The sequence below is a fragment of the Haemophilus parainfluenzae genome (assembly GCF_003252755.1).
Taxonomy (GTDB): Bacteria; Pseudomonadota; Gammaproteobacteria; order Enterobacterales; family Pasteurellaceae; genus Haemophilus_D; species Haemophilus_D parainfluenzae_N.
In genome coordinates this window covers 130,217-149,298 of sequence record NZ_QEPT01000005.1, presented here as the reverse complement: position 1 = coordinate 149,298, position 19,082 = coordinate 130,217, and the positions used below count along the sequence as shown (strand labels likewise).

The window sequence follows — 19,082 nt, the reverse complement described above, 5'->3', positions numbered from 1 at the left end:
CCACCGTAGTGTTTTGCTAATACGGTTGTGATTGCTGCTGTTAAAGTTGTTTTACCGTGGTCAACGTGGCCGATTGTACCCACGTTTACGTGCGGTTTTGTACGTTCAAATTTTTCTTTAGACATTTGTTTAGTTTCCTAGAAAATGCTCTATAAGCCATTCGACTTATAGAGCGGATTGTTACAAAAAATTATTTTTTACGCGCTTCAATTACTGCAGCAGCAACACTTGTTGGCGCTTCAGCATATTTTAACGGTTCCATTGAGTATGATGCACGACCTTGAGTTTGTGAACGTAAGTCTGTTGCATAACCGAACATTTCAGAAAGTGGAACTTCTGCATCGATTTTAACAACGAATTCGTTCGCTTCTTGACCGTTAACCATAGCACGGCGACGGCTTAAGTCACCGATTACATCACCCACATACTCAGGTGGAGTTTCTACTTCAACTTTCATGATTGGCTCAAGTAGAACTGGGTTTGCTTTAGCGAACGCTGCTTTAAATGCTAAAGAAGCCGCTAATTTAAACGCTAATTCTGATGAGTCAACATCATGGTATGAACCGAAGTGTAAACGTACACCAATATCTACTACCGGATAACCCGCTAATGGACCAGATTTAAGCTGTTCTTGGATACCTTTATCAACTGCAGGGATATATTCACCAGGGATTACACCACCTTTGATTTCGTTTACAAATTCGTAACCAGGACCTTCTGGATCTAATGGGTATAAGTCAATAACAACGTGACCATATTGACCGCGACCACCTGATTGTTTTGCGTGTTTACCTTCTACATCGTTAACACGAGTGCGGATGGTTTCACGATAAGATACTTGTGGCTTACCGATATTAGCTTCCACTTTGAACTCACGTTTCATACGGTCAACGATGATGTCTAAGTGTAACTCACCCATACCAGAAATAATGGTTTCACCAGATTCTTCATCAGTGTGAACACGGAATGAAGGGTCTTCTTGAGCAAGACGACCTAATGCAAGACCCATTTTTTCTTGGTCCGCTTTAGTTTTAGGTTCTACTGCTACAGAGATTACTGGCTCTGGGAATTCCATACGCTCAAGGATGATTGGTGCTTCGATTGCACATAATGTATCACCCGTAGTGACATCTTTTAATCCGATTGCTGCAGCGATATCGCCCGCACGAACTTCTTTAATTTCTTCACGTTTGTTAGCGTGCATCTGTACGATACGACCAAAACGTTCACGTTTTTGACGTACAGAGTTTAATACTGTATCACCAGAGTTAATTACACCTGAGTACACACGGAAAAAGGTCAAGTTACCTACGAATGGGTCAGTTGCAATTTTGAATGCTAATGAAGAGAACGGCTCATCATCGCTTGCGTGACGTTCACCTTCAGTTTCATCTGGATTGATACCTTTGATTGCTGGAATATCAGTTGGTGCTGGTAAGTATTCAACAACTGCATCAAGCATTGCTTGAACACCTTTGTTTTTGAATGCAGAACCACAAGTCACCAAGATGATTTCGTTTGCTAATACGCGTTGACGAAGACCTGCTTTGATTTCTTCTTCGCTTAACTCTTCACCACCAAGATATTTTTCCATTAATTCTTCAGTTGCTTCAGCTGCTGCATCAACAAGGTTTTGACGCCATTCTTCACAAGCTGCTTGCATATCTGCTGGAATATCTTCATAAGTAAAGGTCATACCTTGGTCTGCTTCGTTCCAGTTGATCGCTTTCATTTTGATCAAATCAACAACACCAGTGAAGTTTTCTTCTGCACCGATTGGAAGTTGAAGAGGAACAGCGTTAGCTCCTAAACGAGTTTTAAGTTGTTCAACAACACGTAAGAAGTTAGCACCAGTACGGTCCATTTTGTTTACGAACGCAATACGTGGAACTTGATATTTGTTAGCTTGACGCCATACAGTTTCAGACTGAGGTTGAACACCACCAACCGCACAGTAAACCATTACCGCACCATCAAGAACACGCATAGAACGTTCTACTTCAACAGTAAAGTCTACGTGTCCCGGGGTATCGATAACGTTGATACGGTGTTGTGGGAACTGTTGTGACATACCAGACCAGAATGCGGTAGTTGCCGCAGAGGTAATGGTAATACCACGCTCTTGTTCTTGTTCCATCCAGTCCATTGTTGCTGCACCATCGTGTACTTCACCAATTTTGTGACTTACACCAGTGTAGAATAAGATACGTTCAGTGGTAGTAGTTTTACCAGCATCAATGTGCGCACTAATACCGATATTACGATATCTTTCAATAGGGGTTGTACGAGCCATTATTATAACCTTGTTAAGTTTAATATCTGTTTATATAAGTGTAAGGCTTCATCAAGGATGAAGCCCTTAAATTTTAAAAGCGTATTACCAACGGAAGTGAGCAAATGCTTTGTTAGCTTCAGCCATACGATGAACGTCTTCACGTTTTTTCACAGCTGCGCCTTTGTTATCTGATGCATCAGATAATTCATTTGCAAGACGTAAAGCCATTGATTTATCACCGCGTTTACGTGCAGCTTCAACGATCCAACGCATACCTAATGCGTTACGACGAACTGGACGTACTTCAACTGGCACTTGGTAAGTAGAACCACCAACACGACGAGATTTAACCTCAACGGTTGGGCGAACGTTTTCAAGTGCAATTTCAAATGCTTCTAAAGGTTCTTTACCTGTGCGTTCTGCAAGTTTGTCTAACGCACCGTAAACGATGGTTTCAGCAACGGATTTTTTACCGTCTACCATTAATACATTAATAAATTTTGCAAGTAACTCTGAACCGAACTTCGGATCTGGAAGAATCTTGCGTGGTTCAACACTACGACGACGTGGCATTGCGAATTTCTCCGTATATTTAATCTTCAGGATATCCAAAACTCTATAAAAATTAACCGCACTTTAAAGTGAGCTAATGTGATACTGGAGTTTCTGATTTAAATTTTTACTAATTTAGACGTTTGGCCTTACTTAACGGAGTTCCATTAAGCTTTAGGACGTTTAACGCCGTATTTAGAACGACCTTGTTTACGATCTTTAACGCCTGCACAGTCTAATGCACCGCGTACAGTGTGGTAACGAACACCTGGTAAGTCTTTAACACGACCACCACGGATAAGCACAACACTGTGCTCTTGAAGGTTGTGACCTTCGCCGCCGATGTAAGAAGTTACTTCAAAGCCATTAGTTAAACGAATACGACATACTTTACGTAATGCTGAGTTCGGTTTTTTAGGTGTAGTTGTGTATACACGAGTGCACACACCACGTTTCTGCGGGCAAGCCTCTAATGCAGGAACGTTACTTTTTACAACCTTTTTCACACGCGGTTTGCGTACTAGCTGGTTGATAGTTGCCATTAAAAAAGCTCCAGTTTAAATGTTATTCATAATAGAATGTTTGTTACAAAATCTATCTCTCCATCCAATAGACAGAAGAAATAGACGCTGAATTTTAATGGTTTCACCCCACATTGTCAATATTTAAACAGAAATAGGATCGCAAAGGATCACTTAGCAAAAAATTCAGATAAAACAGACCGCACTTTGCCAAATCAATTGCCTGTCTATGACGAGGGCTTTATAATTTCAAATAGAATTATTTTGTTGGCAATCATCATGTTACATTCATTCATTTTTCATTTACGTTATTTTTATCACAAAAAGCTTCGACAAACCCATCGCATCTCTCATAAAACACTCGAATTTGTATGCTTACTGATTGGTGCGACATTTGTTGCCCTTTTTTCCTTTGGATTTGCCAAGCTAGCCGATATCGGACTTGAATTTAATGCTTATTGGTCAGCCAAATACCCTCTCACCGTTTGGATCGTTTTACCGCTTGGTCTTGCTTTTCTCACCTGGTTTACCGCTAAATACACGCCTTATGTTGGCGGCAGCGGTATTCCACAAGTGATTGCCTCCATTAATCTTCCTTACAATGGCTATAAAACGAAACTGGTTAAATTTCGCCAAACCATTTGGAAAATTCCACTTACTTTCTTTGCAATGGTTATCGGTGCGTCTGTTGGCCGTGAAGGCCCTTCTGTTCAAGCGGGTGCTGCAGTCATGCTCGCTTGGGGAAATTTCTGTCGTAAATATAACTTTGCTTTCCGCGGCTTAAGTACGAATGAACTTATCGCAACGGGTGCTGCAGGCGGTCTTGCCGCCGCATTTAATGCGCCTTTAGCTGGGGTAATTTTTGCCATCGAAGAACTTGGTCGAGGCGTGATGTTACGCTGGGAGCGACGCGTATTGCTCGGTGTATTAGCGGCTGGTTTTATTTTAGTAGCGATTCAAGGCAATAGCCCTTACTTTCCTGCCTATAAAGGTGCGACCAATATTCCTTATTTATATCTTTGGCTTGCCATTTGTGGCGTAATTTGTGGCGTACTGGGCGGTATATTTGGGCGACTCCTTGCAAAAGGATTAGCGGGACTGTCTCCACTCAAATGGCGTGATTGGATCCGCAAACACCCTATTTACATTGCCTTATTACTCGGTTTAGTACTTGCCGCGATGGGAACCTACAGCGAAGGGCAAACTTATGGAACGGGTTATAATGTGGTCGCCAGAGCATTAGAAGGACAACTCGTTTCGCCTGAAGTGGGGATACTAAAACTCTTCGCAACGGTTACGACGTATTGGAATGGCATTGCGGGTGGGATTTTTACCCCATCTCTCACCACCGGTGCTGGTATCGGCACTATGTTATGGGAAATCAGCAACGGCATGGTTGATCAACGCTTCCTCGTCATTTTATGTATGGCGGCCTTTTTAGCAGGTGGAACACAATCCCCGGTGACAGCCAGCGTAGTGGTGATGGAAATGACGGGGGCTCAACCTGTGCTGATTTGGCTCTTGATTTCCAGTATCATTGCCTCCATAATTTCGCGCCAATTTAGTCCAAAACCTTTTTACCACTTTGCGGCTGGACGTTTCCGTCAACGAATGCAGGAACAACAAGCAGAAGATCTGCGCCGTAACGAGATTCAAGAGAAATAATATATGTCAGAAAACCAACCGCACTTTTATCGTGGACGCTTTTCCGTTGCGCCAATGTTAGATTGGACGACACGCCATTGTCGCTATTTTCATCGTCAATTTAGTAAAAATGCGTTGCTTTATACTGAAATGGTCACAGCTCCCGCCATTATTCATGCGAAATACGATCATTTAGATTTTGATTTGCAAGAAAATCCCGTTGCCTTACAACTTGGTGGAAGTGATCCCGCACAGCTTAAACATTGCGCCAAATTAGCCGAAGAAAAAGGATATCATGAAATTAATCTGAATGTGGGCTGCCCTTCCGATCGCGTGCAAAATGGTATGTTTGGGGCTTGTTTGATGGCAAAAGCCGATTTAGTAGCAGAATGTATTGCTGAAATGCAACGTGTCGTGAATATTCCTGTCACTATGAAAACCCGCATTGGCATTGATGATTTGGATAGCTATGAATTTCTCTGCGACTTTATCAAAAAAGTTCATCATGCAGGTTGCCAAGAATTTATTGTTCACGCACGAAAAGCCTGGCTTTCAGGATTAAGCCCAAAAGAGAATCGCGAGATTCCCCCTTTGGATTATGATCGCGTTTATCAATTAAAGAAAGACTTCCCACAGTTGACCATTGCAATTAATGGCGGCATTAAAACCATCGAAGAAATGAAACATCATTTGCAATTTGTGGATGGCGTAATGGTTGGGCGTGAGGCCTATCAAAATCCGTCGTTATTGGGCTATATTGATCAAATGCTTTTTGATGCTAATGCGGATATCGTCACACCAAGACAAGCGGTGGAAGCCATGTTCCCTTACATTGAAAAACAACTGAGCCAAGGTGTTTATTTAAATCATATCGTTCGACATATGCTCGGTGCATTCCAAAACTGCAAAGGGGCAAGACAATGGCGACGCTATTTAAGTGAAAATGCCTTTAAGCAAGGCGCGGGCATCGAAGTGGTTGAAACAGCATTAAGGTTTGTGGAAACCAATTAAGCCTAAAATACAAAATGCGGTCAGAATTTAATAGATTTTCTGACCGCACTTTTGTTTTCTGAGAATTTAATTAGCAATGATGTTTTTGACGATATGCCACTAAATCTTCGATTGTTAACACCACATAACCAAATTTTTTCGCAAATTCGATAATTTCTGGTGCACGAGCCATAGTGCCATCATCATTCGTGATTTCACAAATGACACCCGCCGGTTTAAAACCACTTAAACGCGCTAAATCAACTGAGGCTTCAGTATGACCGCGACGTACTAAAACACCACCTTCTGCTGCGCGTAATGGGAAAACATGTCCAGGACGGTGGAGATCTGTCGGTTTTGCATGATCTGCAATTGCTGCTTTGATTGTGGTGACGCGATCTTGTGCTGATACACCTGTTGACACACCTTCTGCCGCTTCAATCGTCACGGTAAATGCGGTTTTATTCACGCTATTGTTATGCTCAACCATCGGTGGCAAATCAAGCTGTTTGCATTGTTCATCGGTGATGCATAAACATACGATACCGCTGCCATAACGAATAAGTTTTGCCATTTGTTCTGGGGTAATGGTTTCTGCAGGAAAAATTAAATCGCCTTCATTTTCGCGATCTTCATCATCCAATACTAATACACCATTACCTTGTTTGAATGCATTCAATGCGTTAATTACCCGTTCTTCGCCGGTCGCACCAAATGCAGATAAAATTGACTGATTCATCGTAATTTCCTTTGTTGTTACGTTAAAATTAACCAGAATCAGGGCTGAGAAATGCAAATAAATAGAACGGAAGTGGGAACCCAATCCGTTTTATTCTCTTTCATCCAGACTATACTGTCGGCTTTGGAATTTCACCAAATCTGCTAACCTTAAAAGTACAAAGCGAAACAATTTTGTAAAACGCAATCAAAATTGACCGCATTTTTAAGTGCTCGTGGGCTGTCACCACCGGTAGGGAATTTCACCCTGCCCTGAGAATGCAGATCGTAGTATAACGTAAAATGTCGCTGTAAAAAATCATTCAATGAAAAATGTTTTTATTTGCACAAAGATTGCATAAAATAGGACTATTCAGCCACCTCGCAGTGGTCATTTAGCGAAGGATACATTATGTCGAACAAACACGATAAAAAAGTGGGTGTAATTTTCGGGAAATTCTACCCTGTTCACACCGGCCATATTAATATGATTTATGAAGCATTCAGTAAAGTGGATGAGCTTCACGTGATTGTCTGTAGCGATACCGAACGCGATTTAAAGCTGTTCTATGATAGTAAAATGAAACGTATGCCGACGGTACAAGATCGCCTTCGCTGGATGCAACAAATCTTTAAATATCAAAAAAATCAAATTTTCATTCATCACTTAATTGAAGATGGCATTCCAAGTTACCCAAATGGCTGGCAAGCTTGGAGTGACGCGGTAAAAAATCTATTTGAAGAAAAACAATTTACCCCGACAATGGTATTTAGTAGTGAGCCACAAGACAAAGCGCCATACGAAAAATACTTAGGACTCGAAGTTTCTTTAGTGGATCCTGACCGCTCTTTCTTTAATGTATCTGCAACGAAAATTCGTACTACACCTTTCCAATATTGGAAATTCATTCCGAAAGAAGTCCGTCCATTCTTTGCAAAAACCATTGCCATTTTGGGTGGTGAAAGTAGTGGTAAAAGTGTGTTAGTTAGCAAACTGGCTGCCGTATTTAATACCACTTCTGCATGGGAATATGGTCGGGAATATGTCTTTGAAAAATTAGGTGGCGATGAGCAAGCCATGCAATATTCTGACTATCCACAAATGGCACTAGGTCACCAACGCTATATTGATTATGCGGTACGTCATGCTCATAAAGTGGCAATTATTGATACTGACTTTATTACCACACAAGCTTTTTGTATTCAATACGAAGGAAAGGCACATCCATTCTTAGATTCTATGATCAAAGAATACCCATTTGATGTCACCATTTTATTGAAAAACAACACAAAATGGGTGGATGATGGCTTACGTAGTCTAGGCAGCCAAAAACAACGTCAACAATTCCAACAATTATTGAAGAAATTGTTAGATAAATACAAAGTGCCTTACATTGAAATTGAATCGCCAAGTTATTTAGATCGTTATAACCAGGTCAAATCTGTTGTGGAAAAAGTGTTAAATGATGAAGAACTTGAAGGTTTACAGCATACTAAACGCACATTGACCAACGGGAAATAAAATGATTTTATTCGCAGGCGATCCGCACGGAAGTTATGAACATCTTTATCCTTTCGTGCAAGAAAACGACAACGTTGCCCTGATTATTTTAGGCGACTTGCAGCTTTCTTCGCCTGATGAATTAGATAACCTCGCAAAATATTGTGATATTTGGTTTATTCATGGCAATCATGATAGCAAAACCGTCGCCGCATTTGAGGCGATTTGGGGGACTCATTGGAAATCGCGTAACTTGCATAATCGTGTTGTTGAAATTCAAGGACAACGCATTGCAGGCTTAGGTGGTGTATTCCGTGGACAAATCTGGATGCCACCAAACAAGCCAATGTATTTTGACCCCATCCACTATTGCCAATATAGCCCGCAAGAAAAAATTTGGCGTGGCGGTGTACCATTACGTCATCGCACGTCTATTTTCCCTTCTGATATCGAAGCCATTGAAAATGAACAAGCCGATATTCTAATTTGCCATGAAGCGCCTAAACCCCATCCAATGGGATTTCGTGTGATTAATCAACTCGCAGAAAAATTAGGGGTAAGACACGTTTTCCATGGCCATCACCACGATAACGTCGAGTACAAGACAAATTTCCCTTATAAAATCACGAATGTCGGTTTTAGAAGTGTCACAGACATACACGGAAATTATTTGTTAAAAACCATTGATGATCGAGAAAAATAACTAAATAAAGCGTTAACTGTTTTTGATAAAAAGAAAAGTTTGAAGAGAGAAGATGGCGCACCCGAAAGGATTCGAACCTTTGACCGCTCGGTTCGTAGCCGAGTACTCTATCCAGCTGAGCTACGGGTGCGTAGTGATGTTTTATTCTTCGTGACCATTTTAAGTGATAGAGTCGATTTAAAATGGCGCACCCGAGAGGATTCGAACCTCTGACCGCTCGGTTCGTAGCCGAGTACTCTATCCAGCTGAGCTACGGGTGCAGAATAATAAAACTAAAAACAAATGGCGGTGAGAGAGGGATTCGAACCCTCGATGGAGTTTTTGACCCCATACTCCCTTAGCAGGGGAGCGCCTTCAGCCTACTCGGCCATCTCACCACAATCGGTTTGTGGGCGGTATAATACGTTTTTTTGAAAATAAGTCAAATCATTTTTTGTAAAAGCCGTTTTGGTTGCTTGATTTATCTACATTTTGCATAAATAAAGTGCGGTTGAAAAAACAAATAAATTTCTCACCGCACTTTAATCATATCTAGCCTTTTAAAATTGCTCGTAAACGATCGAGCTGACTAGAAGTTTGTTGTTGCTTCTGTTCTACCGTCAATTTGGGCTTATCTTTTTCCCATTGCACATCATCTTGCGGTAACTCTGCCAAGAAACGGCTAGGCTCTGGGCGAATCAACTCGCCAAACTGACGCCGTTCACGACAAAGAGAAAAAGTCAGCGTTTGTTGTGCTCGAGTAATGCCCACATAGGCTAGACGGCGTTCTTCCTCTACATTATCTTCATCAATACTGGTTTGATGAGGCAAAATCCCCTCTTCCATACCGATTAAATACACATGGGGAAACTCTAAGCCTTTGGAGGCGTGCAATGTCATTAATTGCACTTGATCGCTCTCGTCATCGTCTTCACCGCGTTCCATCATATCGCGCAAGGTTAAACGGGTAACTACTTGATTTAAAGTCATTGGCTCATTCACGTCATCGCCTTTGAGCATATCCTCTACCCAGCTAAATAAGGTTGCCACGTTTTTACTTTGCATTTCGGCGGCTTTCGGGCTGGTGGCATACTCATACAAATATTCTTCGTAATGTAATGAAGAGAGCAAAGAACGCACAGCCGTTTCAGGATCAGAACGTAAACTTTGATCATTCAACTCCACAATCCAACGACCAAATTTTTGCAACGCATCATAGGCTTTTGGCGTGACTCGTTGCATGAGTTCAAACTCAAAAATCGCCTCAAATAAGCTGATATGTTTTTCTTGTGCCAACTCACCTAATTTTTGCAGTGTTGCAGTACCTATTTCTCGTTTTGGTGTATTCACTATACGTAAGAAGGCTGCATCATCATCTTGATTTACCACTAAACGCAAGTAGGCCATCATATCCTTAATTTCAGCGCGGGAGAAAAAAGACGTCCCGCCAGAAATTTTGTACGGAATGCGGTTTTGCATCAGCACTTTTTCCAATAGACGAGATTGATGATTACCGCGATATAAAATCGCATAATCCTTAAATTTGGTTTTACGGCTAAAACGATGAGTGATCAATTCCGCCACAATTCGTTCAGCTTCATGTTCTTCATTTTTCGCTTCAATGACTTGCAGTTTTTCACCTTCACCCAAGTTGGAAAACAGTTTTTTGTCGAACACGTGTTCGTTGTTATCAATTAAAATGTTGGCACAATGTAAAATACGATGAGTGGAACGGTAATTTTGTTCTAATTTGATGACTTGCAAACGCGGAAAATCATCACGTAAGCGCACCATATTTTGCGGTCGAGCACCTCGCCAAGAATAAATGGACTGGTCGTCATCACCCACTACGGTAAAACAAGCTCTCTCACCAACGAGTAATTTGATGAGTTCATATTGGCTAGTATTAGTATCTTGATATTCATCCACCAACAAATAGCAGATTTTCTCCTGCCATTTTGACCGCACTTCGTCGTTCTGTTTGAAGAGTAAGGTCGGCAACATAATCAAATCATCAAAATCCAACGCATTATAAGCACGGATTTGCGCTGCATAACGCTCATAACATTTTGCAAAGGTTTGATATTTGCCATCTTTCGCTAAGGCATAAGCTTGTTTTGGCGAAACCAAATCATTCTTCCAGTTGGAAATAACGGAAATTAATTCTCGCAGTAAGTCTTTATCTTCCCGCAGCACATCTGCCGTCAGTTCTTTTAGTAAGGCAAGTTGATCGTGCTCATCAAACAAGGTCATATTCGATTTAAAGCCTAAAGCTTTATATTCCCGTTTGATAATGTCGAAACCTAAGGTATGGAAAGTGGAAACAATCAATCCTTTGGATTTTTCTTTACCAATGGAATGGGCTACACGCTCTTTCATTTCACGAGCCGCTTTGTTGGTAAAGGTTACGGCGGCAATCTGTTTAGGCAAATAACCACAGTGTTCAATCAAATGAGCAATCTTATTGATGATCACGCGAGTTTTGCCTGAGCCAGCACCAGCCAGCACCAAGCAAGGCCCGCTGACATATTCGACAGCCTGTTGTTGTTGAGGATTGAGTTTCATATCTTAATGCAAATTAATTTGACCACGCATAAGGCAACAATGCGGTATCTAATAAAAATGACAGTGGCAAATCTAAAATAGGTAAGCCCCATTTTTGTGCCATCTCTAAATCATAAGCCGCACCCGCGTAAGGTGTGTATTTTTCTGATGGATCGATTAATTTCACCACCGTACCACAACCGGTTAACGCTAAAAGTGCGGTTAAAATCAGAAGTGTTTTTTTCATTCACGACGAGCTTTTAAGGCTAAATAGACGGCTTCCGGCACCAGTTCTTTCACATCGCCATGATGCAAGTAAATTTCTCGTACAATCGTGGAAGACACAAACGCCCATTTTTCTGTTGGAGGGAAAAACAAACTATCCACACCATCGGTTAATAAGCGGTTTAACGCAGCCAGTTGTAATTCATATTCGAAGTCCGTCGTTGTGCGCACGCCACGAATAATGGCAGTAATTTTTTTGGCTTTAATTTCATTCGCCAGTAAATCAGAGAATCCAAATACTTCCACATTAGACAAATGAGCGACCGATTGACGCACCAGCTCAACGCGTTCGTCCAATGAGAACAATGGCTTTTTGCTTGGACTATTCGCCACCGCGACAAAAACTTTTGGGAAAATGACCGCACTTCGCGCAATAATATCTAAATGCCCGTTGGTAATTGGATCAAACGTGCCGGGGTAAATTACGCTTGTCATTTACTGTTCTCCGAAATATTCGTTAAATAAGGATGAAGCAAATCTAAAAGTCGCTGTAATGCGCCACGATTTTCAATTAACACCTCATAGCCTGCATTGCCTAAACGCTGACGCGCGTCTTTTGAATTCAATAACTTATCAATAATCTCTGCCAATGCTTTTTCTGTTGAGTTGATTTGCAATACACCTTGTACTTCTAGTAACGAAGTAAAGACTTCAGGGAAATTGAAAGTATACTTTCCGCTCACAACGGGTAATTTAAACGCCAAAGGCTCGAGCGGATTATGTCCTCCATGTTTGACCAAGCTGCCACCGACAAATGCAATATCTGAAATACCATACATCAACATCAACTCACCCATGGTATCACCCAGAATCACTTGGGTATTTTCTGAAGGAATCTCGCCCGTTGAACGACGAATAAAGTTAAAGTTGGCTTTTTCAATTAAATCCGCCACAGGATTAAAACGCTCAGGATGACGAGGTACAAGCAATAACAGCAAATTCGGATGTTTTTTTAGTAACAAATGATGCGCTTGTAAAATGAGTTCTTCTTCCCCTTCATGGGTACTCGCCGCAATCCAAATCTGACGATCTTTCGCCCAGCTCTCATGAAGTGTTGCAATGTCTTTGAGTAACTCATCACTGACCACAAGATCATATTTAATATTGCCGGTTAATTGCAGACGATCGTTCTCATAACCTAATTCTAAATAACGTTTTCCGCTGATGCTATCTTGTGGCGCAATCAAGCTGATTTGAGAAAGCATATACTGCAAGTGTTGTTTGACTTTGCCATAGCGTCTGGCTGAACGTGCAGAAAGGCGTGCATTCGCCACAATGAAAGGAATATTTCGACGAGCCAAACAATCAATCAAATTTGGCCAAAGTTCCGTTTCAATGACAATGAATACTTTAGGTTGAATAAAATCAATAAAACGATTGATGACACAAGGTAAATCGTAAGGCAAATAACAATGCGTTACACTTTCCCCGAACGCGGCTTTTACGCGTTCAGAGCCTGTTGGTGTAACCGTTGTGAACGTGATTGGTAAATGTGGATATTCCTTCTGAATACGTTTTACTAGCGGTGTAGCGGCAATCACTTCACCTACCGATGCAGCATGAATGACGATCCCGTCTTGTGTAGGCTTGGCAAGATTCGCATAAATGCCATATCGCTCGCCTAAACGCTTGCGATAATTCGGCGCCTTGAGACTTCGTAGCAACATGAAGAACAGGACAAAAGGCTGAATCAGATACATCAAGCAGGTATAAAAAAAACGCCACATAAAATAAATTCGGTTATACTTACAAAAATTTCGGCTAGTATAGCAAAAAAAGGATCAAAATATGCCAACAATTAGCATTGCCATGATTGTCAAAAATGAAGCGGCAGATCTTGCTCAATGTCTTGATACGGTAAAAGATTGGGTAGATGAAATCATTATTGTCGATTCAGGCAGTACTGATAACACCCAAGAAATCGCGGAACAATATGGTGCAAAATTTTATTCACATCCTGATTGGCCGGGTTTTGGCAAGCAACGCCAACGTGCACAACAATATGTCACCAGTGATTATGTTTTGTGGTTAGATGCCGATGAACGTGTCACACCGAAACTTCGTGAATCCATTCAACAAGCGGTTCAACAAGATGTACCAAATACGGTTTATGATATTCCTCGGGTGAGTGAAGTATTTGGGCGTGAAATTCGTCATTCGGGTTGGTACCCCGATTATGTGGTGCGTTTATATCGCACAAATTATGCGGGATATAATGATTCTCTGGTTCATGAAAAAGTGGTTTATCCTGAAAATACGAAAGTACAGAAATTAACTGGAGATCTAGAGCATTTCACTTATAAAAGCATTCATCACTATTTAGTAAAATCTGCAGGCTATGCCAAGGCTTGGGCTGATCAACGCCAAGCCAAAGGGAGAAAAGCAACATTATGGCAAGGTGTCAGCCATGCTATTGGTTGCTTTGTCAAAATGTACATTTTAAAAGCCGGCTTCTTAGATGGAAAGCAAGGTTTTCTGCTGGCGGTACTTTCAGCCCACTCCACCTTTGTGAAGTATGCTGATTTGTGGGAACGTAATCAACATTAATCAAAAACAAAAAGTGCGGTCAAAATTAACCGCACTTTTTTTATTTCTTTTAGAACAAGAAAATTAGTTTTTCGCCGCCGCCGCTGCTTTCACGATTACTGCAAACGCAGGCGCTTTAAGTGAAGCGCCGCCCACTAATGCACCATCGATATCCGGTTGAGTGAATAACTCTGCTGCGTTAGCATCATTTACTGAACCACCGTATTGAATGATCACTTGATCTGCTACAGCTTGTGATTTTGCTGCAATATGACCACGGATAAATGCGTGAACTGCTTGTGCTTGTGCTGGAGTTGCTGATTTGCCCGTACCGATCGCCCAAATCGGTTCATAAGCAATCACGGCACCATTAAATGCTTCTACGCCTAATGCATTGATGACTGCATCAATTTGACGCGCGCATACTTCTTCAGTTTTACCTGCTTCGTTTTCAGCTTCAGTTTCACCAATACATAATACCGGCACTAAACCAGCTTCTTTTAATGCACCAAATTTTTTCGCTACGAATTCGTCGCTTTCTTTGTGGTAAGTACGACGCTCAGAGTGACCGATAATGATGTATTTTGCACCAAAATCTTTTAACATTTCGCTAGAAATATCACCAGTAAATGCACCTTTCACATTGATATCTACGTTTTGTGCACCTAACTGAATCACACTTTTACCGCCACAGCTGCAACCACAACCAGATAGTGCCGCTTCAGCCGTACCTAAATACATAACGGGTGGGGCAATAGCCACATCACAACCTGTTACATCATGTAATTCTGCTTTTAATCCTTCGATTAATTCTTTGGTGAACGCTTTGGAACCGTTTAATTTCCAGTTACCCATTACTAAAGGACGACGTGCCATTTTTGTTTCTCCATATTGAATAAATAAAAAGTGTGTTTACTATACCAAACTTTAGGCAGATTTCTTTGTGCAAAATCACATTTTGAAAATTTTTTTGGGGAAATGATGATTATTTTGTGCTAAAAAGCTACAATCTACTGTACGGAACCGATAAAAAATAACCAATTTTATAAATAAACGGAAAATAGGTCTGGTAACAATGAAAATTTTCAAAGCCGAACAATGGAATATAGAAGTGCTTGCTCCACTCTTTGAAGCCTATCGACTTGCCAACGGAATGAGTGAAAATCCTGACCGCACTTTAACCTTTCTTACGAATCGTATACGTTTTAATGAAAGCATGTTTTTTGTTGCTGTAAACGAAAACGCACAGGCGATTGGTTTTGTTCAACTGTACCCTCGCTTATCTTCTTTACAACTACAACGCTATTGGCAATTAACTGATATTTTTGTCAAAGAAGATAAACATCAAACCGATATTTATGCAGCACTTATTTCTAAAGCGAAAGACTTTGTCCGTTATACACAATCTAACCGTTTAGTGGCGGAATTGAGCCAAGCTCAACAGAATATTTTAGAACGCGAAGGATTTAAGCTAAACACAAAAAAAAGTTTGTTTGAATTAACTCTCTAATGCATACGCTCCTCAATCAATATTGGGATTACTTGCGAATTGAACGCCAAGTAAGCCCACATACACTCACCAATTATCAACATCAACTGGATGCGATTTTAGCGATTCTCGCTGAAAAAGGTATTCAGCACTGGCAGCAAGTAAATCCAAGTGTGGTTCGCCTTATTTTGGCGGAAAGCCGTAAGCAAGGTTTAAAAGAAAAGAGCTTGGCATTACGTTTATCTGCTCTTCGTCAGTTTTTCAGCTATCTTGTACAACAAGGGCAAATGAAAGTGAATCCGGCAACAGGTATTTCAGCGCCGAAACAAGGCAAACATTTACCAAAAAATATTGATGCTGAACAGGTCCAAAAATTGCTTTCAAATGACAGCAAAGATCCCATTGATTTGCGCGATCGTGCCATGATGGAGTTAATGTATAGTTCAGGGCTTCGCTTATCTGAATTGCAAGGCTTAAACCTCAATAGCATTAACACGCGAGTACGCGAAGTCAGAGTGATTGGTAAAGGGAATAAAGAGCGTATTGTGCCTTTTGGACGCTATGCTTCTCATGCAATTCAGCAATGGTTGAAAGTACGCCCTTTATTTAATCCAAAAGATGAAGCGCTTTTCGTGAGCCAACAGGGAAATCGCCTTACTCATCGCTCTATTCAAAAACGAATGGAAACCTGGGGCATTCGCCAAGGATTAAACAGCCATCTCAATCCACACAAACTACGCCACTCTTTTGCTACTCACATGCTGGAAGCGAGTTCAGATTTGCGTGCCGTTCAAGAGCTTTTAGGGCACAGCAATTTGTCCACCACACAAATTTATACGCATTTAAATTTCCAGCATCTTGCTGAAGTGTATGATCAAGCCCATCCTCGAGCAAAACGAAAAAAATAAACAAAGTGCGGTCAAAACTCATCGTCTTTTTTAACCGCACTTCTGAACAAAAAGGCTACCTTTTGGTAGCCTTTTTTCATTTTACTATAAGCTAAACGCTTGAATATAAGGAAGTTTCCCTTTCTTCAGCATATCTTCGATACCGCTTTGATGGTCATTTTCACCTAAACCACGTAATTCGAAGGTGACACCAATACTGTTGTCATAAATTACTTGATCGTCACGTTGATTTTGGCGACTCGTCACATAACGTCTCGCCCCGACGCCAACAGACCAACAGCACGAGTTATATTGCACACCCACATATTGCTCAACTGGTTTTTTCAACGCAATATCTTGATAGTATTTTCCGACAAGCGCCCAGTTATCCGAGACTTCCCATGCTGCTACGACACCGACCTGTTTAATATCTTGTTGGTAACGGTTTGCGGAAGCTCCCAAGTTTTGGTTGATATACTCTTTACTTGCGTAACGATAATTTAACTGAATCAGATTGTTCTTCATCGGATTAAATTCTAAACTGCTATTCGCCAATGAGGCTTTATCTAGCAACGTATCATATTGGTAGCTACCGCGCCAATTCCATTTATTACTAATTTTCCAGTTAGACTCCAACGCCCAAGAAGAAGAGGATTTTGGTGTACGATTACTTGGATTATCATCAATTCTGGAGGCGGTTAAATAATAAATTTGCCCTGCTGAGAAATTAAAACGCTCATCGGCATTTTTATCATAAAGACGAGTTGTACCACCAAGCGTTATCTGGTTAGCAGATGAAATACGGTCTAAACCACTATAACGACGATCGCGGAACAAAGAATAATAATCTTGTTGAACTAATGCGGAATCATAACCAAAACCAAGGTAATTATTAACACGTTTTGAACCGATATTACTTTGGTCTTTGTACGGTCGATACAAATATTGAACATGAGGTTCAAGCGTTTGTGTATAACCATCAAATAGGGTTTTGTTGCTCGCTAAAACCGTTTGCAAATCTACTTTTAATTGCGGCAATACACGATTTACTGATTTTTGTACATCTTCCGCCGAAGAAGAAGAGCCTTTTTTCTGGTTATAATGGGTCGCGTAAAGTTTAGTCTCAATATTCAAGCTACCATATTTATTTGACATTGCTGTCGCCAAACTTGGCTCAACATGAAAACGCCATGCTGTCGGCATCAAGGTACTATCATTGTCAAAATGTACTGCTTGTGAGAATAATTTGAAATCTACCCAACCGTTCGCCAAATCATTTTTGTAATAATTGAAGTCAATTTGTGGCATTGCACGGTAAGGTCCCACAGAAACTTCATCAAAAATTTGGAATTGACGCGCTGAAATTGCAAAGTTGTAATTTGGTTTGTAGTAAGCAATACGAGCATATTGGTTCGCGTAACCATCAGTACTGCTACCATAATCAGAATCAAAATCGGTGAAATAACGTTTATCGCTCACTTTTGTGTAATCGATATTTAAACGCCAGTTTTCAAGAAAAGAAGAATGATGTTTCCAATAGAATAAATGACGCTTACGGCTATCGCTGGTATATTCATCGTAGCGATCACGTCCTAAATATTCGCCCGCAAGTTTACCTTCACCAACCGGTGTTAAATAACGGAACTCCCCATTTAGTTGCCAGCCACGATGTGACATATATTTTGGTGCAATCGTCGCATCATAATTTGGTGCAATATTCCAATAAATTGGTTGTTTATACCAATAACCATCACGGCTAGAATGACCAACGGTTGGCAGTAATAAACCTGAACGACGGCGATCACCAATCGGTAATTGCAGATAAGGGGTATAGAATACCGGCACACCTAATACTTTAAAACGCGCATGCCAAAATTCGGCATATTCTTCTTTGATGTGCTGACGAATCTCAGAGGCATCTACCGCCCAAGCATTATCGTCGGGTAAACAAGAGGTAAATGTCGCGTTTTTCATTAAGCGGTAATCATCACCTAACTCAATTTCTTGTGCTTTACCGCGGCCTTGACGTCCTACAAGTTGGTAGTCTGCATCGGTTACGTTACCGTTTTTGCTATCTAAATTAAAGCTCGCATCATTACCTAATAGATTGATTTGGTTGTCTTTATAATCAAATCTACCACGTAAATAAGCCCAACGTTGAACTTGTTTACCTTCACCAGTTTGTTTAACTTCAACTGAATTTCCAACCAGATGGCGGTTTCCTTGTTTCAAATCCACATTGCCTTGATAAATCGCCTGAGTTGGCTGATTAATCTCTGCTTTATCTGCCTCAATATAAACCGGCAAATTATTAACATCACCTTTTATAACCTCACCAGTAAAATGAGGCACACCAAGTAAACATTGAGCATGCAGATCTGCCAAACTTTGTTGGCTATAAAGTGCGGTCAGAATTGAGATTGAAATTAAGGTATATTTTTTATTCATAATTCAGCTCTTATTCAGATG

General features: G+C 40.9%; 18 protein-coding genes, 3 tRNA genes and 1 riboswitch. Of the genes, 7 read left to right on the top strand and 14 right to left on the bottom strand.

All coding sequences use genetic code 11. From position 1 onward, the window contains the following. From DPV95_RS07775 to rpsL, 4 genes are all read right to left on the bottom strand, one after another. Positions 1 to 125, bottom strand: a 125-nt coding sequence (locus DPV95_RS07775) for a GTP-binding protein (protein WP_230589789.1), incomplete at its 3' end; no start/stop codon positions are given. A gap of 65 nt (positions 126 to 190) precedes the next feature. Beyond that, complete coding sequence (fusA, locus tag DPV95_RS07770; RefSeq protein ID WP_049366622.1) at positions 191 to 2,293, bottom strand: elongation factor G; 2,103 nt, start codon at positions 2,291 to 2,293, stop codon at positions 191 to 193. 84 nt (positions 2,294 to 2,377) lie between these two features. Beyond that, on the bottom strand, positions 2,378 to 2,848 hold the full coding sequence (rpsG, locus tag DPV95_RS07765; RefSeq protein ID WP_005699184.1) for a 30S ribosomal protein S7: 471 nt from the start codon (positions 2,846 to 2,848) through the stop codon (positions 2,378 to 2,380). Positions 2,849 to 2,994: 146 nt separating this feature from the next. Then, a complete protein-coding gene (rpsL, locus tag DPV95_RS07760; protein ID WP_005543325.1) occupies positions 2,995 to 3,369 on the bottom strand; it encodes a 30S ribosomal protein S12 in 375 nt (124 codons plus the stop codon). Between the two features lie 258 nt (positions 3,370 to 3,627). Between rpsL and DPV95_RS07755 the strand changes: the two genes are divergently transcribed. Together DPV95_RS07755 and dusA are read left to right on the top strand one after the other, a co-directional pair. Beyond that, positions 3,628 to 5,013, top strand: a complete 1,386-nt coding sequence (locus DPV95_RS07755; RefSeq protein ID WP_049366623.1) for a chloride channel protein — start codon at positions 3,628 to 3,630, stop codon at positions 5,011 to 5,013. 3 nt (positions 5,014 to 5,016) lie between these two features. Next, positions 5,017 to 6,003 carry a tRNA dihydrouridine(20/20a) synthase DusA gene (dusA, locus tag DPV95_RS07750; RefSeq protein WP_049356780.1) on the top strand — a complete coding sequence of 329 codons (987 nt, stop codon included), beginning with the start codon at positions 5,017 to 5,019 and terminating at the stop codon, positions 6,001 to 6,003. Between the two features lie 70 nt (positions 6,004 to 6,073). Here dusA and ribB read toward each other — a convergent pair whose 3' ends face one another. Further along, on the bottom strand, positions 6,074 to 6,721 hold the full coding sequence (gene ribB / locus DPV95_RS07745) for a 3,4-dihydroxy-2-butanone-4-phosphate synthase (RefSeq protein ID WP_049356782.1): 648 nt from the start codon (positions 6,719 to 6,721) through the stop codon (positions 6,074 to 6,076). 88 nt (positions 6,722 to 6,809) lie between these two features. Then, a riboswitch (FMN riboswitch) is annotated at positions 6,810 to 6,984 on the bottom strand. Between the two features lie 127 nt (positions 6,985 to 7,111). Here ribB and nadR point away from each other — a divergent pair. Then, positions 7,112 to 8,221: a multifunctional transcriptional regulator/nicotinamide-nucleotide adenylyltransferase/ribosylnicotinamide kinase NadR gene (gene nadR / locus DPV95_RS07740; protein ID WP_080351270.1), complete on the top strand. Its 1,110-nt coding sequence runs from the start codon at positions 7,112 to 7,114 to the stop codon at positions 8,219 to 8,221. Between the two features lies 1 nt (position 8,222). Then, positions 8,223 to 8,903 carry a metallophosphoesterase family protein gene (locus tag DPV95_RS07735; RefSeq protein WP_049356784.1) on the top strand — a complete coding sequence of 227 codons (681 nt, stop codon included), beginning with the start codon at positions 8,223 to 8,225 and terminating at the stop codon, positions 8,901 to 8,903. A gap of 53 nt (positions 8,904 to 8,956) precedes the next feature. Here the strand turns inward: DPV95_RS07735 and DPV95_RS07730 are convergent. The 7 genes from DPV95_RS07730 to waaA form a co-directional block, all read right to left on the bottom strand. After that, a tRNA-Arg gene (locus DPV95_RS07730) sits at positions 8,957 to 9,033 on the bottom strand. Between the two features lie 53 nt (positions 9,034 to 9,086). After that, positions 9,087 to 9,163 (bottom strand) — tRNA-Arg (locus DPV95_RS07725). Between the two features lie 23 nt (positions 9,164 to 9,186). Beyond that, positions 9,187 to 9,280: transfer RNA gene (locus DPV95_RS07720), tRNA-Ser, on the bottom strand. 154 nt (positions 9,281 to 9,434) lie between these two features. Beyond that, positions 9,435 to 11,447: a DNA helicase Rep gene (gene rep, locus DPV95_RS07715; protein WP_111406899.1), complete on the bottom strand. Its 2,013-nt coding sequence runs from the start codon at positions 11,445 to 11,447 to the stop codon at positions 9,435 to 9,437. 13 nt (positions 11,448 to 11,460) lie between these two features. Next, positions 11,461 to 11,673, bottom strand: coding sequence for a lipoprotein (locus DPV95_RS07710; RefSeq protein WP_005694824.1), 213 nt, complete (start codon positions 11,671 to 11,673; stop codon positions 11,461 to 11,463). Further along, on the bottom strand, positions 11,670 to 12,146 hold the full coding sequence (gene coaD, locus DPV95_RS07705; RefSeq protein ID WP_049384653.1) for a pantetheine-phosphate adenylyltransferase: 477 nt from the start codon (positions 12,144 to 12,146) through the stop codon (positions 11,670 to 11,672). The genes DPV95_RS07710 and coaD overlap by 4 nt, the downstream gene beginning before the upstream one ends. Further along, positions 12,143 to 13,438: a lipid IV(A) 3-deoxy-D-manno-octulosonic acid transferase gene (waaA, locus tag DPV95_RS07700; protein WP_111406898.1), complete on the bottom strand. Its 1,296-nt coding sequence runs from the start codon at positions 13,436 to 13,438 to the stop codon at positions 12,143 to 12,145. The genes coaD and waaA overlap by 4 nt, the downstream gene beginning before the upstream one ends. Before the next feature lie 61 nt (positions 13,439 to 13,499). Here waaA and DPV95_RS07695 point away from each other — a divergent pair, with 61 nt between their 5' ends. Beyond that, positions 13,500 to 14,258, top strand: a complete 759-nt coding sequence (locus DPV95_RS07695; RefSeq protein ID WP_049366626.1) for a glycosyltransferase family 2 protein — start codon at positions 13,500 to 13,502, stop codon at positions 14,256 to 14,258. A 63-nt stretch (positions 14,259 to 14,321) separates the two neighbouring features. Here the strand turns inward: DPV95_RS07695 and tpiA are convergent, their stop codons facing one another. Beyond that, the gene (gene tpiA / locus DPV95_RS07690; RefSeq protein WP_005694828.1) at positions 14,322 to 15,113 is read right to left on the bottom strand and encodes a triose-phosphate isomerase; all 792 of its coding nucleotides are present in this window, start codon (positions 15,111 to 15,113) and stop codon (positions 14,322 to 14,324) included. Between the two features lie 199 nt (positions 15,114 to 15,312). Between tpiA and DPV95_RS07685 the strand changes: the two genes are divergently transcribed. Beyond that, the gene (locus DPV95_RS07685; RefSeq protein WP_049366627.1) at positions 15,313 to 15,747 is read left to right on the top strand and encodes a GNAT family N-acetyltransferase; all 435 of its coding nucleotides are present in this window, start codon (positions 15,313 to 15,315) and stop codon (positions 15,745 to 15,747) included. Next, positions 15,747 to 16,634, top strand: coding sequence for a tyrosine recombinase XerC (xerC, locus tag DPV95_RS07680; protein WP_049366628.1), 888 nt, complete (start codon positions 15,747 to 15,749; stop codon positions 16,632 to 16,634). The genes DPV95_RS07685 and xerC overlap by 1 nt, the downstream gene beginning before the upstream one ends. 84 nt (positions 16,635 to 16,718) lie before the next feature. Here xerC and lptD read toward each other — a convergent pair whose 3' ends face one another. Beyond that, on the bottom strand, positions 16,719 to 19,061 hold the full coding sequence (lptD, locus tag DPV95_RS07675; RefSeq protein WP_049366629.1) for an LPS assembly protein LptD: 2,343 nt from the start codon (positions 19,059 to 19,061) through the stop codon (positions 16,719 to 16,721). Positions 19,062 to 19,082 lie beyond the last annotated feature (21 nt).

Bases quoted from the DNA above. Each gene is read 5' to 3' on its own strand.
- waaA (WP_111406898.1), bottom strand. From the start codon at position 13,438: ATGTGGCGTTTTTTTTATACCTGCTTGATGTATCTGATTCAGCCTTTT.
- lptD (WP_049366629.1), bottom strand. From the start codon at position 19,061: ATGAATAAAAAATATACCTTAATTTCAATCTCAATTCTGACCGCACTT.
- DPV95_RS07735 (WP_049356784.1), top strand. From the start codon at position 8,223: ATGATTTTATTCGCAGGCGATCCGCACGGAAGTTATGAACATCTTTAT.
- DPV95_RS07755 (WP_049366623.1), top strand. From the start codon at position 3,628: ATGTTACATTCATTCATTTTTCATTTACGTTATTTTTATCACAAAAAG.
- ribB (WP_049356782.1), bottom strand. From the start codon at position 6,721: ATGAATCAGTCAATTTTATCTGCATTTGGTGCGACCGGCGAAGAACGG.
- DPV95_RS07695 (WP_049366626.1), top strand. From the start codon at position 13,500: ATGCCAACAATTAGCATTGCCATGATTGTCAAAAATGAAGCGGCAGAT.
- fusA (WP_049366622.1), bottom strand. From the start codon at position 2,293: ATGGCTCGTACAACCCCTATTGAAAGATATCGTAATATCGGTATTAGT.
- rpsL (WP_005543325.1), bottom strand. From the start codon at position 3,369: ATGGCAACTATCAACCAGCTAGTACGCAAACCGCGTGTGAAAAAGGTT.
- DPV95_RS07685 (WP_049366627.1), top strand. From the start codon at position 15,313: ATGAAAATTTTCAAAGCCGAACAATGGAATATAGAAGTGCTTGCTCCA.
- tpiA (WP_005694828.1), bottom strand. From the start codon at position 15,113: ATGGCACGTCGTCCTTTAGTAATGGGTAACTGGAAATTAAACGGTTCC.
- coaD (WP_049384653.1), bottom strand. From the start codon at position 12,146: ATGACAAGCGTAATTTACCCCGGCACGTTTGATCCAATTACCAACGGG.
- rep (WP_111406899.1), bottom strand. From the start codon at position 11,447: ATGAAACTCAATCCTCAACAACAACAGGCTGTCGAATATGTCAGCGGG.
- DPV95_RS07710 (WP_005694824.1), bottom strand. From the start codon at position 11,673: ATGAAAAAAACACTTCTGATTTTAACCGCACTTTTAGCGTTAACCGGT.
- rpsG (WP_005699184.1), bottom strand. From the start codon at position 2,848: ATGCCACGTCGTCGTAGTGTTGAACCACGCAAGATTCTTCCAGATCCG.
- dusA (WP_049356780.1), top strand. From the start codon at position 5,017: ATGTCAGAAAACCAACCGCACTTTTATCGTGGACGCTTTTCCGTTGCG.
- nadR (WP_080351270.1), top strand. From the start codon at position 7,112: ATGTCGAACAAACACGATAAAAAAGTGGGTGTAATTTTCGGGAAATTC.
- xerC (WP_049366628.1), top strand. From the start codon at position 15,747: ATGCATACGCTCCTCAATCAATATTGGGATTACTTGCGAATTGAACGC.